Raw genomic sequence first — 16,756 nt, 5'->3', positions numbered from 1 at the left:
AATGTTACCAAAGTTAACGGCGCGGTCTTTGAAATTGTTCAAAGAATCCGACTTCTTTGAGATAAAATCCCAGATACGTACCTAGTGCCGTAAATAGCACCAGCAGTATGGTTTTCAAAAAGCCGATCGTTAGAAACAGGATCGCTAGGATCAAACCGAAACCTGCAAAGATAAGCGGGATCTTATAGTGGTAGAACCATTCACTCATACCTGTTCCTCCTAAACTACACGCGGTTGGTCATGGGCTGCTGGCGTTTCTTGCGTATCTTTTAAAACAACTTCCGTTTGGATATTGCTTTCGATACCGAAAAGCTGCTGCAGACTGCTGCTGATCTCACCAACCAAAGCTTCTTGTTTTTGCGGGATGGCTGCTGTTTGTTTCATTTCTCCATCGATTTTTACCGCTACTTTATTCTTGACGATTTTGATTTTTACCGATGGCTGATGGATGAAATCTGCTTGTTTCACCCGCTCGAGCACAAAATGCTCTAACGCCTTCTTCTGAATCACTAAATCGCCTGTCTTATGGGGAATGATCAAGCGGTCTGAGCGTTTTGGATAAAACAAAACGACAAAGAGTGCGATCACTGTAAAAATAGCAAAGCCAACAGATAACCAAAAGAGCAGCATACTCATGGAAGATCCGACCCAAGGATATTCATCCAAAGGAATCAAGTAAACAGGCAATGAAGCCGCTTGCTGATTGGCGATGATCCCAAAATAAAAGACAAGTAAGAGTAAAAGTAATCCGATGATAAAAATCACTTTAGAAATCTTACGCATTGGCAACCTCCTTTACTGCTTTCTACTTAAAGCATACACATTTCTTAAATATCCATCAAATAATAACTCTTGGAATCGATTATTTTTTACATATAAAGTTTATTTTTATCAAAAAAATTTCCTTAATCAAAGCTTGCTGTCAAAGTCATCACAAAAAAAGCAAGCCGTCCGACGTTGTCTTGACGCTTGCTTTTCTTGTTATCTGTTAACGAGCTAGCTTGGCAAGTTCTTGTTGCTTTGCATGATGTAGCACCGCCAGTTCATTTTCGGAAACTGGTCGACCGAAGGGACGCGGCTGCGGCAGAAACGCCAATTCCGGTGCATCGACTCCTACGTTGAGATTCTCAGCGATTGGTACACTGTGATGATGGATATGCCCATGCAGATTGCGGCTGTTTTTGGTGATCCCCAGCAGCATAGGATAATGGGTTAGTAAAAATTGCTGATGAGCAAACTTCAGCAAGACACCAACATCTTCAAACGCATACTTTTGGGCTCCCAAACAACCAGGATCATGCTTGCGCAAGTACGCAAAGAAAGCCCGAGTATCATGATTGCCTTTGATAAAAACGATTTTGCCCTGCAGCTGTGCTAACAGCGCCGCAATTTCTGGAAAACCTGCTTCATAAGCAGGGTGCATCGCGACATCCCCTAAATGATAAACGACATCTTTATCCGCAACCACCTCATTCCAGCTGGCGATCATCGTTTCATGCATTTGCGTCACTGTCTCAAAGGGGCGTGGGGCAAAGTCATTGTCCCCGAGCAAGGCTGCATGAAAATAATGGGTATCAGACGTAAAAAATTTCATAGTCGCTCCTTACTTTACTGCTTTTTTCTGTGATCTGCGTCTTTAAATCATCGCTAACGGCTGCTTTTTCGTTGGCTCCGGAAAGCGTGCATCGATTGTCGCCAATTCGCTTTTGGAAAAAACGATTTTGGTAGCTTCAATGTTCTGCAGCATATGCAGCGAGTCACTGGTTTGGGGGATCGCTAAGACGTGGGGTTGTCGAAGGGTCCATGCCAAAAGCAGCTGAAAAATCGTGCAGCCTTTGGCTTCTGCCAGCTCTTTCACCACTTCATCATTTTTGAAGTGGTGCCCTAGCCGATCGCCTTGAGCAATGGGTGAGTAGGCAATCACCGGAATCTCAGCCTCTGCCTGCCAAGGCAAAAGATCGTATTCGATCCCCCGGGCACCTAAATTATAGAGTACTTGGTTGGCGGCACATTGATCGCCGTTTTCTAACCGCAACAGCTCCTCCATATCTGCCACGTCAAAATTAGAGACGCCCCATGCACGAATCTTTCCAGAGGCTTTGGCAGCTTCTAGTGCGTCAACTGTTTCTGCTAACGGCACATCTCCTCGCCAGTGGAGCAGATACAGATCAAGATAGTCGGTGCCTAAACGCGCTAAGCTACGGTCTAAAGCTTTCGGCAATTCATCTGCGGAGGCATTCCAGGGATAAACTTTTGAAATCAAATAAAGATCCCCTCGTGTAAAGGGCTGGATCGCCTTGCCAACTAGCGTTTCTGCGTTTCCCTCGCCGTACATTTCTGCGGTATCGATGACAGCCGCTCCGGCTTTGATGCCCGCTTGCAGCGCATCGATCTCGGCTTTTTCCTTAGCAGGGTCATCCCCCATATGCCAAGTCCCCATTCCAACGGCTAACACGGATTGCTTGTTTAAGGTTCGTTTCATCTGGATTCCTTCTTTCTCGTCTCAACGTATCCACTTTCTGAGAACGGCTTAGGTTTGTTTTCTTTAGTATAAAAAGAAACCGGCAAAGATACAAAAGAAGTGTATCAATCCCTTGCCTGCTTGGCGGAGTGACACACTTCTTGCCCTTTGAACGGTATAGCTGCTTTTGACAAAAGCTTACGCTTTGACAAACAACCCGCGGCTGATAAAACCATCCATTAAAAAGTAAAATTTTTCTTGCAACATTTTGTGCTGTTCATCTTTGAAAATATTGACTGCTTTTAATCCATTGGCTGTCGTGATGGACATCTTGAAGGTTTGCAGATCTTTTGCAACAGTGATTTTTAATTTAAAGCCTTCTTTGCTTTGGGGTGTTGCTTCAAGGCCACGAATCAATTGGAAGTTGCCGCCGTTCGTTTCTGTAAAGCCATTATCCCGCAACGTATATTTTTTTGCTTCAGGAGCAATGCGGTATTGGGTTGCTGCGCCTAAAACGGTTGCTGTTGTTTCAAATGCCATGTTCTTCACCTCTTTAACATCATTTCTTTCATTATAAATAGTTTTCAGCGAGATTGCTAGCTGTTCTCCTACTTTTTCGTTGCTAAGACAGTTTCTGCTAATAGCTGAGCAAATGCTTCGATTTCCGCCAATGTGTTGCCATAGCCAAAGCTGATTCTGACCGATTCCCGAATAGCTGGATGCTCTTTGCCCACCATCGCTTCGAGCACATGGGAGGGCTCCACATTGCCCGCCGTACAAGCGCTGCCTGTCGAGATCGCAGCCCCTTTTAAGTCCAATTTCATCAGCAGCAAGTCACTGCTGACACCTGGGAAACGCAGATTCAAAATATGCGGCAATTTGTGTGCTGGGTCACCATTCAACTGAACATCGATGCCTTGTGCTGCTAAGGTCTCCATCAGTACATCGGCAAATGTTTGATATTGTTCCGCCGCTGCTTGCTGCGCTTCGGGGGTATGCAAAGAAGCTGCTTTGGCCATTCCCATGATGGCTGCTAAGTTTTCCGTCCCTGCTCGCCGTTTTTCTTCTTGTTCGCCACCATGGAGTAGCGCAGGTAGCGACAAGCCATCTCGTTTATACAAAAAGCCGATCCCTTTTGGTCCGTTGATTTTGTGAGCGGAAATGCTTAAGAGATCAATACTGTTTTCATTGATTTCAAGCGGGATTTTGCCATAAGCTTGCACGGCATCGGTATGAAAAACGGCGGGATGCTCCCGTAAAAGGGCGCCAATTTCTGCAATCGGCAACAAATTGCCCGTTTCATTGTTTGCCGTCATTATGGATACTAAAATCGTATCGGGACGTAAGGCAGCCTCAACTTCACTGACGGCCAATTGCCCCTTTTGATCTACGGGCAAATAGGTCACCTCAAAGCCTAAGCCTTCTAAATAGCGCATACTCTCAATGACCGCCGGATGTTCGATCTGGGTCGTAATGATATGTTTGCCTTGTGCTTGTTTGCTAAGGGCTGTACCGATGATCGCTGTATTATCGCTTTCGGTACCTCCACTGTTAAAAATGATCTCATGTTCCTTGACCCCTAGCTGCTGAGCGATCGCTTGACGAGCCAATTCTAATTGGGTGTGGGCGTCTCGACCATAATGATGAATGCTTGATGGATTGCCAAAAAATGTCTGCATCGTCTCACTCATCACTTTGATCACTTCTGGGTGCAGCGGTGTCGTTGCTGCATGATCTAAGTAAACCATTCTTTTCACCTATCCTTCATTACTGCCATTATAACAAATCTTCCTCAGACGTCTATCGTGAGTGTCCATACGAAAAAACCTGTCAGTCAAAAGCGGAAAAATCGCCAATGATGACAGGCAGCTGAACGCGTTCAGCCTTACGAAAAATCAGGAACGTGTGCTGTTTTGCTTGTGCGAATCACGTCACTTACTGATCGTTTTATTTTTTTCCAGGTTCAGAGGCAATGACAGTCAATTCACCAACCAATTCCCATTTCTTGATCGGGTTTGGCAAAATGCAGCTCGTGCCCATTTTTAGTTCATAGGAATGACCGTCGATCATCAACTGCCCATACCCATCAATCACGGTCATCAAGGTATAATCGGCCTTTTGTGCCAAAGATAATTTCCCACGTACTTCCCATTCATACACATTGAAAAATGGCGTTTCAAGATAGGTAACGACTGCTGATTGTCCTTGTTTGACTTCACGGATCGATAATTCTGGCGTCCGTGCAGGAATCGTCGTCACATCGATTGATTGTTGGATATGCAGCTCCCGTGTTTGTCCTTGATCATCAGTACGATCATAGTCGTACACCCGATAAGTCGTATCCGAGCTTTGTTGGGTTTCTAAGATCATGATCCCTTTCCCAATGGCATGGATCGTTCCACTTGGCACGTAGAAGAAATCGCCTTTTTTCACAGGGACTTTTGTTAACAAATCATCCCAACGACCCGCTTCGATCATTTCCGCAAGTTCTTCTTTGGTTTGTGCATGGTGGCCATAAATGATTTCCGCACCTGGTTCGGCATCAATGATGTACCAGCATTCCGTTTTCCCTAATTCCCCTTCATGGGCTAACCCATACGTGTCATCAGGATGGACTTGAACGGATAGATCATCTTCTGCGTCTAAAATTTTAATTAATAATGGAAAGACTGGTTCGTCTGAATGACCAAATAGTTCTTGATGGTCTTGCCAAAGATCCGCCAATGTTTTGCCTTTAAACGGCCCATTTTCAATGACACTCACCCCATGAGGATGCGCACTGATCGCCCAATCTTCACCGATTTTGTCACTCGGTAAATCAAAACCAAAAACAGAATGCAGGCGACTGCCTCCCCAAATTTTTTCTTGAAAAACAGGTTTCATAAACAATGGTTCCATAATTGTTCCCCTCTCTAGTTGTTCGTGCATATTATAGCATGAATCCACTTATTCGGCAGATTCTTTTAAGTAACATTGCAGGATTTCGTCACGATGACCCAAGTAGCTTTCTCGATGATCCACTGGATGGACCCGATTCGATAAGAAAATAAACGCTTTTTGGTTAGGGATATCTACTGCGAGAAACGTGCCTGTATAGCCTGTATGAAATAATTGGTATGGTGCACCCAATAAGTCCCAGCCATAGGTGCGGGGCTTTGTGCTTTCAGGCGTCTGCCTCTGAGCCAGCGCCTGCATCACTTTTTCTGAGAAAAACGGCGCCCCTTGCTGCTGACCGTTTGCCAGTAACAGTTGAACGAACAGCGTCAAATCATCCACGGTAGAAAACAACCCGGCATTGCCGGCATGGTTTCCCAGCACTCGTGCTTTTGGGTCATGGGTGATTCCTCTAAGGATACTGCCGTCTGGCTGCTGCTGGGTAGGCACGATCAATGGCAGCTGTGAAGGAGGAAAAGGCGGAAAGCCGCTGTTCTTCATGCCTAAAGGCGTCAAGACTTCTTCTTGAAAAATCTCGGTCACTGATTTTTGATACAGCTCCTCCAATAAAAAGCCCAGCAAAATCGTACCAGTATCCGTATAGTTGACCGTTTGACCGATCGTATCACTGCTTTCAAGCTGCAAATACGCCTTGCGCAAAGCAGCAGCACCCAACTGGTCTCGATGAGGAATCCACGTGTTGATGGCTGCCGTATGCGTCAGCAAGTGCTTGATCGTTACCCGATCGTCTTTAAACGCTGGCAACCAACGAGTAAGCGGTGCCTCCATCTCGATTTTCCCTTGATTCCACAATTTTAACAGGACGGTGGTTGTACAAATGACTTTCGTCAATGAGGCTAAATCAAACAAATGATCTTTCGTCATGGGTTCGGTTTTCGGAAGAAGCGCTGCCTGTCCGAATACCTGGGTCTCTTGGGTTTCACCGGCGATAAAACGCAGCACCGCTCCTGGGAAAACGGTCGGCATTTTTTCTTGAATGAGCTGTACTGTTTCTGGGTACATTGTCATCATTCCATACTCGCTCCTTTCAGGCTTGTCTTGCTTCTAACTTTAGCACTTTTCGCCAATGAAAAAAACTACCCATTAAGGATAGTTTTCAGATTTTTTTCTAATCAGTATTACATAGATTACTCATCGGCTGGTGCAGCTTTTGCTTGCGCCTTTTGGACGATTCTCAAATAACTGTAACACGCACATTGACTGCCTAGTACACCTAAGATCAGTCCAGCGAGTAAGGGATGAATCAAGACAAGCAGTAAAGCGAGGCCACTCAACAGCCCTAGCAACATTAGTGTCTGCAACGGTGCCCAAAAGATGATGAAAAAGCTTTTGATCAAGGCGAGCCGCATGGGTGCCGCCAAATGCACACTGTCGCAGATAAAATACAGCAACCACACGAGTAAAATGCTACTTAAAAACAAATAGCCGACAGCCAATAAGGGCAACTGAAAGGAATCGATTTGGCGATAAGAGCCTAACAGCAGCAAAGCGAGACTACCGAAAAAGAGGCCTGCGGCAACACTGCGCCGATAATTTTCCCGATAGAGCCGCCAAAAGGTCCCTCCGATGGCCTGTCGTGGTTCTTGATAGTACAACCAGCGCCGCATGACCCCAAATAAAGCAAAGGTCGCTGGCAAAAGAATGCTAGGAAAACTAATGATCAAACCAACCAAAGAGAAAAGAAACTGACGAGGAGAGCTGGGGAAAATCAGCCCCAAAGCTAGCAATAGAACAGGCAGATTGAACAGTAACCAGTAGCCATTCAAAAGCAACATACTAGCTATCGCTTGACTGGCACCATACCAACGATACCATCGTTCATTTCCCATCAGTCCGCCTCCTTTCTCTAATCAGCTGATTTACCCTCTAGCGGGCTAAGTTTTGTAGATTTTGCTGCCATTTCTCTGTTTGATAATCCAGCAACTCTTGATAGCCCGCTGCTTGTGCTTGGGCTTCCGCCTCAGCAAAGATGGCACGCACTTCTTCATCGCTGTCAGCAAAGATCGCTGAAGCATTGGCTTCTTCAAAAATATCGTTGATCCGTTGCTGAATGATTCCTTCTGGTGAGTCTGGCATCGGGTTGATCGCCGCAAATTCCGTGTCGTCTTTTTGCGTGTCCCAAGTAATAGCATGCTGCCATTTCGTTGCCCAGTTCATTTGATCTTCTGGAAGATTCAGTTCAAATTTTGTTTTGGTATTGTCTAAAAAGGCGGAGTTGCCGTTCCATTGGAAACTTGAAGTTGCTTGCTCAATCTCCGAAACGCCTGCACTGTCTTCTGCATAGGCATCCGTAAATTGCGTATAGCCTTCTTCGTCAAAGCCATCCCAATACTGGCCTTCTGGACCAAACATCAAGATCGATTGGCCCAACGGTCCTGTCAACCAATCTAAGAAGGCAAAGACTTTTTCTGGGTCTTCTGCATTTCTAGTAATGACACTGACATTCCACCCTAGCATTTCATAGGAACCTGGGAAAATATTGTCAGGATCTAGTCCTGGTTTAGCAATTGGTTCGATATAGAAATACCCCGCATCTGGGTTTTGCTCTTGCAAGATGTAATGGGCATCGCGAGCATGGTTGGACGGGCTGGCAGCCGCATAGACAGCTACACGACCACTGGTTACTTTTTCTGCCACCATATCTGCATCTTGGGTCAAGGTATCTTGGGTCATCAAGCGCTCACGGTACAGTCTTGACGCATATTCAATCGATTCTACGTAGTTTTCATTGGCAAAGATCGAGGTCAATACGTCGCCTTCAGGAACAGCGCGAATGCGGATATCTGCTGGTGAACGCCCTTCTGCAAATGCTGAGTACAAGACATTGATCCCTTGTCCGCTGACATCTGTTTCAAATGGAATGACATCAGGAAACTCTGTTTGAACTTCTTTCAAATACTCATAAAGATCCTCTGTTGTTTTCAATTCTGGCGCACCTAAAGCATCATGGATCTCTTTATTGACGACATAACCGGCATTCCCGAAAGGCTCCGAGCTATACCAGTTGGGAAACTGATAAAGTTTGCCGTCTTCTGAACGAAGCATGTTCAGGATGTCTTCTCCCGCCCATTCTTTCAAGTTTGGATACTTATCCAAGTAATCATCAAATGGCACTAAGGCACCCGCTTCTCGCAGCCGTTCCACATCCGACCCTCGATCAAGCCAAATAAAATCAGGTAGATCATCGCCAGCGATCATTGTGCTTAGCCGCTGTGCTGCATTCCCGCCACCATCGATTGCGCGAATATCTACCTTGGTCAGTTCTTTGATAGCAGCAGTTGCTGGATCATCTCCCCAACGATCCATCGTGTACCAATCATAATTACCAAACATCGTGATCTCCAACGGTTCACTACCTAATTCAAAGACCTCCGAACTGTCACGGTCATTCGCTGCCGCCCCATCACTTTCTTTTGTCCCTGACTCACTGCCGCAAGCAGCCAGTAAGAGACTCATCGCAGTCACTGACAGCACGCCTTTTAATACCTTTGCTTTCATTCTTTTATCCCCTTTCAACGTTTCGTTCCTTCTCTCCTCTAATCAAGAGAGTTCCTCCTGCTCTGCTAATCTTTCAACGAACCAATCAATACACCTTTTACAAAATACTTTTGGACAAACGGATAAACCATTACGATCGGCAAAGTCGCCACCATCATGATCGCCATCGACAAGGATTTTCCTGTGACACCAGTCATTTCCGCCAAACGTGCTGCTGAGCCAGAATCGATTTGACTCATTTGCGAACTCACCGTGTTCGAATTCAAGACTCGTTGCAAAAAGGTCTGCAAGGGAATCAGATGATCTGAAGTAATGTAGATGCTTGGCATAAACCAATCATTCCAATGCCCAACGGCGGTAAATAGCGACAAAGTGGCAATGACTGGACCTGATAACGGCAAAATGATTCGGAAAAACGTGCCCCAATAACCACAACCATCAATTTTCGCTGAATCTTCCAATCCTTTCGGCAGTTGCTGAAAGAACGTACGGAAGATGATCATATTCCAAACACTGATCAGACCAGGAATGATCATTACCCAAAAAGAATCCATCAGTCCAAGTGAACGTACCACTAAAAAAGTTGGAATCAAGCCGCCGCTGAAGAACATCGTGAGGATGAAAAAAATCGTAATAAATTTTCGCCCTATCAGTTCTCTTTTTGACATTCCATATGCTGCCATCGCTGTCAGCATGATCGATGAAAACGTCCCGATCACTGTCCGTAAGACACTGATGAAAAAGGCATTCATCAAGCGCTGATCTTGAAAGACGATCTGATAGTTTTCCAACGTAAATTCTCTTGGCCAAAACGTGATCCCACCGGTCACCGTGTCACGTCCAGAATTAAAGGAAATCACCAGTGAATTCCAGAAGGGATAAAATGTCAAGAATGCAAGCGTTATCAAGAAAAGGTAGATAAAAATCATCATCGCTTGGTCGCCCCAATTTTTCTTCATTGTTCATTTCCTCCTCTGCTGATTACCATAAGCTGTGACCCACTTTGCGTGCGAAAAAGTTTGCTCCGCTCAAAAGAGTGACACTAATGACTGCTTTGAACAAACCAACAGCTGTTGCGTATGAATATTGAGAGTTGCTGATCCCTACCCGATACACATAGGTATCAATGACATCCGCCACATTTCTAAGAGCTGGATTGCTCCCCAGTAAAAGCAAATCTTCAAAGCCCGCATTCAACAAGTTGCCAATTTCTAAGATCAAGAAGATCGTAATGATTGGAACGATCGAAGGCAACGTGATCAAAAAAACTTGCTGAAATTTCGTCGCACCATCTAAGGATGCTGCTTCATACAACTGCGGATCGATCCCAGCAATGGCTGCCATATAGACGATCGAGCCAAAGCCAATCGATTTCCAAAGATTTGTCGTAACGATGATCGTCCAGAAATAGCGAGGGATCGATAAAAAGTTGATTGGTTCATCGATCAGGTTTAAACTTTCCAAAGCAATATTTAAGCTACCGTTATCCATCGATAAAATCGACATCGTAAACCCCGCCACGATCACCCATGATAAAAAGTGCGGGAGATAAGTAATCGTCTGCACCACACGTTTGAATGCAACGTTCTTGACCTCGTTAAGCATCAACGCCAGCAAAATCGGTGCTGGAAAACAAATAGCAATCTTTAGCACACTGATCATAATGGTATTCCGTAAAATTTCCCAAAAACGTGGTTCACTAAAAAAGCGCCGAAAATTATCAAAGCCGATCCATGGACTGCCTGTCATACCTTCAAAAATATTGTACTGTTGAAACGCCATCAAAATCCCGTACATTGGGATATAGCTAAAAATGCCTACCAGTAAAATCGCCGGCAGTACAATCATCTGCAGATCCCACTGAGCAAAATATCGGTGTATCCACTTTTTTTCCATCACATCTACTCCTTGTCTTCCCGTTACTGCTCACCACCAAAAGAAACCGCATACATTAATAACAACAAATAACCTCTGCGTCCAGAGCCATCGAATCTCGATTCTTTTTTATTATAAATTAAGAATAACCACAATTCAATATAATGTTTGAGATTTTTGAATCATAATGGCTATTATATTAAGTTTTAAGACAGGCGTTTCAAATATTAAATAACTAAATAAGAAATTCAAAATAGATTGGACCTGTTCTACTAATGCAGATAAACTACCGTTTTTTCAATGATTGGTCTTCGAATCGATGTAACAGTTTTTTACACTCTTTCGTGCGAAATAAAAACAAAAGTTTCTTTTTTTGACAAAAAAAAGAAAAAGCAGAGAATAGTCCTCTCTGCTTTTTCTTTCAAAACACTTTATTTTTTAACGATAAACCACCATTCGATACCGATCGCATCGTAGGTCGTCAACAATTGCCGTTTTTTGTCGATGAAAAACTCTTGGTTCTTCTCAGACAAGTGTTTTTCCAATGTATCGATATCTTCTTGACTGATGGAGATTTTCAAGAAGTCTAAGCCAAGCACCTCGTGGCTCGGTAAGTCGATCGTACCACCTTGTGCTTCAGTCAAGCCAACTTGGAAGTCACCATCATTGAGGATAAATTCCTTTGTTTCGGCTTCTTTTGTTTTCAATCCTAAGCTTTCTTCTAAGAAAAGCTGCTCTTTGGCTAAATCACTGACGTTTAAATACAGCTTGCCAAAATGAGCCTCTTTTGATAAGCCAGCCGCTTTTGCAGGTGCCGCTTTGATCAATTCTGCTTCGTCTTTTGGTACCACAGTTCCTGCGGGTGCTGTAAATAAGACTTCGATTTTGTTTCCTTCTGGATCAGCTATCAGGAAGCCTAATTGATTCGCTTCATAACGAGCTTCTTCGAAAGCAATCGCTTTTTGTTGGGCATTGCTCGCGATAGTTGCCGCTTCTTCTAGCGAGGATACGGCTAAAACGATGCGCTGCATCTTTTTGATCTCACCGAAATGGTCGTTGGCACGCGGGCTTTCTTCCAACCATAAAACTTCTCTATCTAATCCTTTTAGACCAAAGATGGCCAACTCATTTTCTTCTCTTTTCAGCTCAAAGCCAAGTACATCGCGATAAAAGGCAATCGCTTGATCGCGGTCTTTTACCCGAATTGCAACAGTCAGCAACTTCGTACTGCTCCCCAATAAGAAATCTGTCATTGTTTCTCCCCCTACTTACATATGTACTCATTGTACTGATAAAACGAAATTCTAGCAAATGAAATCCCTACCTATTTTATTCTTTTTTTAGAGAAAATAAGAAGAAAAGCACAGAAAAGTCAGAATTTTGCATTTTTATAAGTAGAGAGGTGGCGTTTAGGTGTCGCTAATGGCTTCAACTATAGACAGCTGCTGCTGGACTTGCCGCGAGGATCTGGGTTCCTAAACGATCGATCCGATCGGTGATACAAACGGCAGCTACCTCTGCTTTTAAGGCTTTCTGAGCACTTTTTAGTTTTGGCAGCATGCCGCCCGTGACTACTTCTTCGGCGATCAGTTGGGGGATCTCCTCAAAAGAAACAGCCGACAACCACTTGCTTTCTTGTTTGATGCCAGGAACATCCGTCAACAAATACAGTTTTTCGGCTTGTAAGCTGGCTGCGACCTGACAAGCCACTTCATCCGCGTTGATGTTCAACCATTGCCCATCTGGCGTAATTCCTAGTGGGGCCAAAATCGGAACATGTTTTTTCTCTGTCAAGAGCTGCAGGAAAGCAGCGTTGATTCGCTGAACTTTCCCTACTTGCCCTAATTTCTCCTCATCGATAACTTCTCCTTGGATCAGCTGATCACAGCCAGCATTCAGTCCCACGGCATGGAAGCCAGCTTGCTGGAAAGCAGTCGTAATCAGCGGTTGAACTTGTCCCAAAAGGACCATTCTAGTCACTTCAAGCGTCTGGGGATCGGTCACCCGCAAGCCGTCTTTGATTTTGACTGTCAACGCCATTTTCTCCATCATTTCTGAGATGTAGTGACCACCGCCATGGACGATGACCACTTTTTTGCCCGCAGCTTGCCAATCTGCTATCGTCTCAAAGAATGACGGGGTTAAATTTTCTGAGGCGACACCGCCGATTTTTACTACGATCGTTTCCATCTACTCGCTCCTTTTTGTCTAGTACCTGATTTGTTTCAGGTATGATATAGTGCGTTGATTTTCACATAGTCATACGTCAGATCACAGCCCCAAGCGGTGCCAACACCTGCCCCTTCTTTCAGCTCAACAGCGACTTTGACTTCATTTTCCGCCAACTGTTCTTGCATGATGGTTTCGTCAAAAGCTACCGGCGTCCCTTGGACAAAGACGGGAATGTCGGCTAATGCGATCGATACCGTTGCTGGATCGATGGGTTGCCCACTATAACCCACTGCACATAAGATACGCCCCCAGTTTGGGTCTTTGCCAAAGAGGGCTGTTTTGACCAGCGGCGAACCGACGATGGTTTTGCTGATCATTCGGGCTGCTTCATCTGTCACAGCTCCACTCGTGTGAGCTTCGATCAATTTGCTGGCGCCTTCTCCGTCCTTCGCAATTGCTTTGGCTAGCGCGGTCAGAACTGCTTTAAGCACCCCTTTAAACTCATGATAAGCTGGCGTATCGGCTTCGATCGTTGGATTTTTGGCTAACCCGTTGGCTAAAACTAACACCATATCATTGGTAGATGTATCACCATCGACCGTGATTTGATTAAAGGTGACATCGGTCAACTCTTTCAGCAGTGTTTGCAAGAGTGCTGACGAGATCGCTGCATCCGTCGTAACAAAGGCCAGCATCGTGGCCATATTAGGATGGATCATACCAGACCCTTTGGCACAGCCCGCAACAGTCACCGTTTTGTCAGCGATCGTTGATTGGATGACACTGCTTTTTTCAGTCAGATCCGTCGTCAAAATCGCTCTTTGGAATTGGTGGGCATCCCCTTGCCTGTTTAGTTGCTGAATCCCTGCAGTGATTTTTTCCATCGGTAAGCTCTTGCCAATGATTCCGGTGGAGGCTACCGCAAAGGCTTCGGGACTCGTATGCAGCTGGGCTGCTGCCAATTCTGCCATCTCTTGTGCATCTTTTAAACCTTGCTCCCCGGTACAAGCATTGGCATTGCCCGCATTGACGATCACGCCTTGCAAGGTGCCTGCTTGCATTTTTTCCTTTGTAACGAGAATGGGTGCCGCTTGTACTTGATTGGTGGTAAAGACTGCCGCAGCACTGGCTGGCACTTCAGAGACGATCCAACCAAGATCGACTTTCTCTTTCTTCAGACCGCAATGCAGACCGTCGGCAAAAAAACCTTTGGGGGTTGCGATCGTTCCTTCGATTTCTTTCATTTTCTTTCCTCCTACTGCCACCTTTTTGCGGATTGTCCACTGGCTGACACGAGTATCCTCACGCGTCTGTTGGCTATTTTATGGATATAACGGTGCTTGCATAAGACCAGTCGTTTCTGGTATCTTTGCCCATCGATTGAAGTTTTGGATCGCTTGGCCAGCAGCCCCTTTGCCCAAATTATCGATCACTGCGACAACGGTCAACACTTGGGTCAGCGGATTGAAACATATGCCAATGTCACAAAAATTCGTTCCCGTCACTTGCCGCAGCTCGGGCAGCTTTCCTAACGGTTGCACTCGGACAAACGGATGGTCTTGATACGTTTTTACGTACAGCTCATAGATGTCCTCTTGCGAAATCGCGTCTTTGATAGGCGCATAAAGCGTCATAAAGATCCCTCTTTTGACAGGCAGTAAGCTGGTAGAAAATTGGATCGGCGGCATTGCCTGATCCCATTGCTGAAACTGCTGCATGATCTCAGGAATATGCTGATGCTGATTTGGCTTATACATCGTCATGTTATCCGCAGCGGTTGCAAAGTGACTGCTGTCCGTCAATTTCTTACCAGCACCCGACAAACCCGACTTGCCATCAAAAATCAACGTACCGCTGAATAGTTTTTGCTGAACCAACGGCGCAGCAGCTAAAATGGCAGCAGTCGCATAACAGCCTGGATTGGCGATCAAATTGCCAGGAGTCGTTGCAAACTCAGGCAGCGAATAGGTCGCGTGTGCCAACAACTCGGCAGGGGCAGCTTCTTGGTGATACCATTTTTGATAGCTATCCCGATCCTTCAATCGCAGATCACCAGAAAGGTCAATCACTGGAAAGTCATTTGCGACAAAAGTCGCTGCGAGTTCTTTGCTGATTCCAGCAGGAGTCGCAAAAAACACGAGTTGATTTTCCTTTTGGATTTTTTCTGCATCAAAAGGTTCGATCAGCTGCTCTGTCAGCCCAACTAGATGAGGATACAAAACTGATGAATTTTCATGCATAGAATGACTATGCAAGGTGCCCACCTCCAATTGGGGATGTTGCTGGATCAAACGAATCAATTCAATTCCGGTATACCCTGTTACACCAACGATTGCTGCCTTCAAACACGTCACTCCTCAAAAGAATTTACTTAAGATTATAAGAAACTCCCATTGCTCTGTCAATGATTATTTATAAAACTATTTAAAATAAATTCGCTGTTATTCGGTTTTTATAAGAAAAAATGCCCAAAAAATCTATTTTTATACAATTATGCTAAGATCGCTTGTAAAATCGCCAAGGCTGCTTTCGTTTCCTCTTGCGAGATCGTTAAGGGTGGCAGCAAGCGCAAAACCTTGGTACCCGCCTTTAATGCGAGGAGGCCTTGGTTCCGCAGTTGAGTCAACACGGATTGCAAGCTTTCCGAATCTGCTAATTCGATACCAATCATCAATCCTTTCCCACGAATCGCCTGCACCTTAGATAGTCCTTGCAATCCGTCGAAAAACTGCTGCTGACGCAATTGAACATTGACTTGAATGTCCTCTTCTTGCAACACACTGCAGACGGCACTAGCAGCGGCCATCGCTAATTTATTGCCACCAAAGGTCGAACCGTGACTACCGGGTCCAAAAGCCGTTTGCAAATGACTTTTGCCTAGCATTGCTCCGACAGGGATCCCGTTACCAAGCCCTTTTGCTACGGTAAAAAGATCAGGTTCAATGCCATATCCTTCAAAAGCAAACAGTGTTCCTGTCCGTCCCATCCCGGTTTGGATCTCATCCACCACCAGCAGTGCTCCCTGCTCCTGACAAAGGGCTGCCACCCCTTGGACCCACGCCACCTCGGCAGGGATCACGCCGCCTTCGCCTTGGATCAATTCTAAAAACACGGCTGCCGTCTGCTCATCTAAAACGGCTTGCAATGCCTCAAGGTCATTAAAGGGTACATAAACCATCTCTGGTACCAGCGGACCAAACCCATCGTGAATACTGCTTTGCCCAGTCAAAGACATCGCGCCAAAGGTCCGACCGTGGAAAGATTGTTCAAAACTGATGACTTTGCTACGGCCAGTCGCTTTGCGAGCCAGCTTTAAAGCAGCTTCGTTCGCCTCAGCGCCACTATTGCAAAAATAAGCCAGATACGGCTCGTCTGAGGCGCTCGTTTGATTTTGGGTCAGCTTTTGGGCAACTTCTTCTTGCAGCTGGCTGTCATACAAATTCGGCACATGCCAAATCTGCTCTGCTTGGGTCATCAACGCGGCTTGCACTTTGGGATGACCATAACCGAGATTAACGACCCCGATGCCGCTTGTTAAATCTAAATATTGGTTCCCTTGCGAATCTACCACATAGCTGCCGTTGCCTTGCTGGATATCGATGGGCAAACGACTGTAATTAGGAAAAAGATGGCTCATTGATTTCACTCCTTGTCTTGGATCATTCGAAATTATGTATTAATATACATTTTTATCTAGATAATTGCAATAAATATTTAAAATAAAGCCATATAAATTCATAAAAAAAAGAAAGCAGTGACAATCACTGCTTTCTTTCAGTCAACCTTTGGCGATCT

General features: G+C 45.2%; 17 protein-coding genes. All 17 read right to left on the bottom strand.

What is annotated here, in order from left to right:
* Positions 1-13 precede the first annotated feature (13 nt).
* The 17 genes from IGK85_RS01980 to IGK85_RS01900 all read right to left on the bottom strand — a co-directional run bounded on the left by IGK85_RS01980 (position 14) and on the right by IGK85_RS01900 (position 16,598).
* Entirely contained in the window at positions 14-208 is a 195-nt protein-coding gene (locus IGK85_RS01980) for a DUF2273 domain-containing protein (RefSeq protein ID WP_005232259.1), read from the bottom strand.
* Between the two features lie 11 nt (positions 209-219).
* Complete coding sequence (gene amaP, locus IGK85_RS01975) at positions 220-783, bottom strand: alkaline shock response membrane anchor protein AmaP (protein WP_005232260.1); 564 nt, start codon at positions 781-783, stop codon at positions 220-222.
* 205 nt (positions 784-988) lie between these two features.
* On the bottom strand, positions 989-1,594 hold the full coding sequence (locus tag IGK85_RS01970) for a metallophosphoesterase (protein WP_005232261.1): 606 nt from the start codon (positions 1,592-1,594) through the stop codon (positions 989-991).
* A gap of 42 nt (positions 1,595-1,636) precedes the next feature.
* Complete coding sequence (locus IGK85_RS01965; RefSeq protein ID WP_008376169.1) at positions 1,637-2,482, bottom strand: aldo/keto reductase; 846 nt, start codon at positions 2,480-2,482, stop codon at positions 1,637-1,639.
* A 177-nt stretch (positions 2,483-2,659) separates the two neighbouring features.
* On the bottom strand, positions 2,660-3,001 hold the full coding sequence (locus IGK85_RS01960; RefSeq protein ID WP_005232263.1) for a DUF1831 domain-containing protein: 342 nt from the start codon (positions 2,999-3,001) through the stop codon (positions 2,660-2,662).
* A 68-nt stretch (positions 3,002-3,069) separates the two neighbouring features.
* The gene (locus IGK85_RS01955; protein WP_008376171.1) at positions 3,070-4,209 is read right to left on the bottom strand and encodes a cysteine desulfurase family protein; all 1,140 of its coding nucleotides are present in this window, start codon (positions 4,207-4,209) and stop codon (positions 3,070-3,072) included.
* Between the two features lie 199 nt (positions 4,210-4,408).
* Positions 4,409-5,362: a mannose-6-phosphate isomerase, class I gene (gene manA / locus IGK85_RS01950; RefSeq protein ID WP_176257035.1), complete on the bottom strand. Its 954-nt coding sequence runs from the start codon at positions 5,360-5,362 to the stop codon at positions 4,409-4,411.
* Between the two features lie 45 nt (positions 5,363-5,407).
* A complete protein-coding gene (locus IGK85_RS01945) occupies positions 5,408-6,424 on the bottom strand; it encodes a serine hydrolase domain-containing protein (protein WP_081487894.1) in 1,017 nt (338 codons plus the stop codon).
* 119 nt (positions 6,425-6,543) lie between these two features.
* Positions 6,544-7,245 (bottom strand): DUF624 domain-containing protein, encoded by a 702-nt coding sequence (locus tag IGK85_RS01940; protein ID WP_008376178.1) that lies wholly within the window; start codon positions 7,243-7,245, stop codon positions 6,544-6,546.
* Positions 7,246-7,282: 37 nt separating this feature from the next.
* Entirely contained in the window at positions 7,283-8,914 is a 1,632-nt protein-coding gene (locus IGK85_RS01935; RefSeq protein WP_016609584.1) for an extracellular solute-binding protein, read from the bottom strand.
* Between the two features lie 65 nt (positions 8,915-8,979).
* Positions 8,980-9,873: a carbohydrate ABC transporter permease gene (locus tag IGK85_RS01930; RefSeq protein WP_005232275.1), complete on the bottom strand. Its 894-nt coding sequence runs from the start codon at positions 9,871-9,873 to the stop codon at positions 8,980-8,982.
* Positions 9,874-9,895: 22 nt separating this feature from the next.
* The gene (locus tag IGK85_RS01925; RefSeq protein WP_008376182.1) at positions 9,896-10,810 is read right to left on the bottom strand and encodes an ABC transporter permease; all 915 of its coding nucleotides are present in this window, start codon (positions 10,808-10,810) and stop codon (positions 9,896-9,898) included.
* Positions 10,811-11,220: 410 nt separating this feature from the next.
* Entirely contained in the window at positions 11,221-12,042 is an 822-nt protein-coding gene (locus IGK85_RS01920; protein WP_008376185.1) for a VOC family protein, read from the bottom strand.
* A gap of 175 nt (positions 12,043-12,217) precedes the next feature.
* Positions 12,218-12,979 carry an acetylglutamate kinase gene (gene argB, locus IGK85_RS01915; protein ID WP_429972130.1) on the bottom strand — a complete coding sequence of 254 codons (762 nt, stop codon included), beginning with the start codon at positions 12,977-12,979 and terminating at the stop codon, positions 12,218-12,220.
* A gap of 35 nt (positions 12,980-13,014) precedes the next feature.
* Positions 13,015-14,205, bottom strand: a complete 1,191-nt coding sequence (argJ, locus tag IGK85_RS01910; RefSeq protein WP_008376190.1) for a bifunctional glutamate N-acetyltransferase/amino-acid acetyltransferase ArgJ — start codon at positions 14,203-14,205, stop codon at positions 13,015-13,017.
* 78 nt (positions 14,206-14,283) lie between these two features.
* Positions 14,284-15,306 carry an N-acetyl-gamma-glutamyl-phosphate reductase gene (gene argC / locus IGK85_RS01905; RefSeq protein WP_008376191.1) on the bottom strand — a complete coding sequence of 341 codons (1,023 nt, stop codon included), beginning with the start codon at positions 15,304-15,306 and terminating at the stop codon, positions 14,284-14,286.
* Positions 15,307-15,452: 146 nt separating this feature from the next.
* Positions 15,453-16,598, bottom strand: coding sequence for an acetylornithine transaminase (locus tag IGK85_RS01900; RefSeq protein ID WP_087664812.1), 1,146 nt, complete (start codon positions 16,596-16,598; stop codon positions 15,453-15,455).
* Between the last annotated feature and the right edge of the window lie 158 nt (positions 16,599-16,756).

Origin of the sequence: Enterococcus sp. AZ015 (assembly GCF_050499225.1) — a bacterium.
GTDB classification, from domain to species: Bacteria; Bacillota; Bacilli; order Lactobacillales; family Enterococcaceae; genus Enterococcus_D; species Enterococcus_D entomosocium.
The sequence above is the reverse complement of the archived record's forward strand: the minus strand, read 5'-3'. Positions and strand labels throughout refer to the sequence as shown.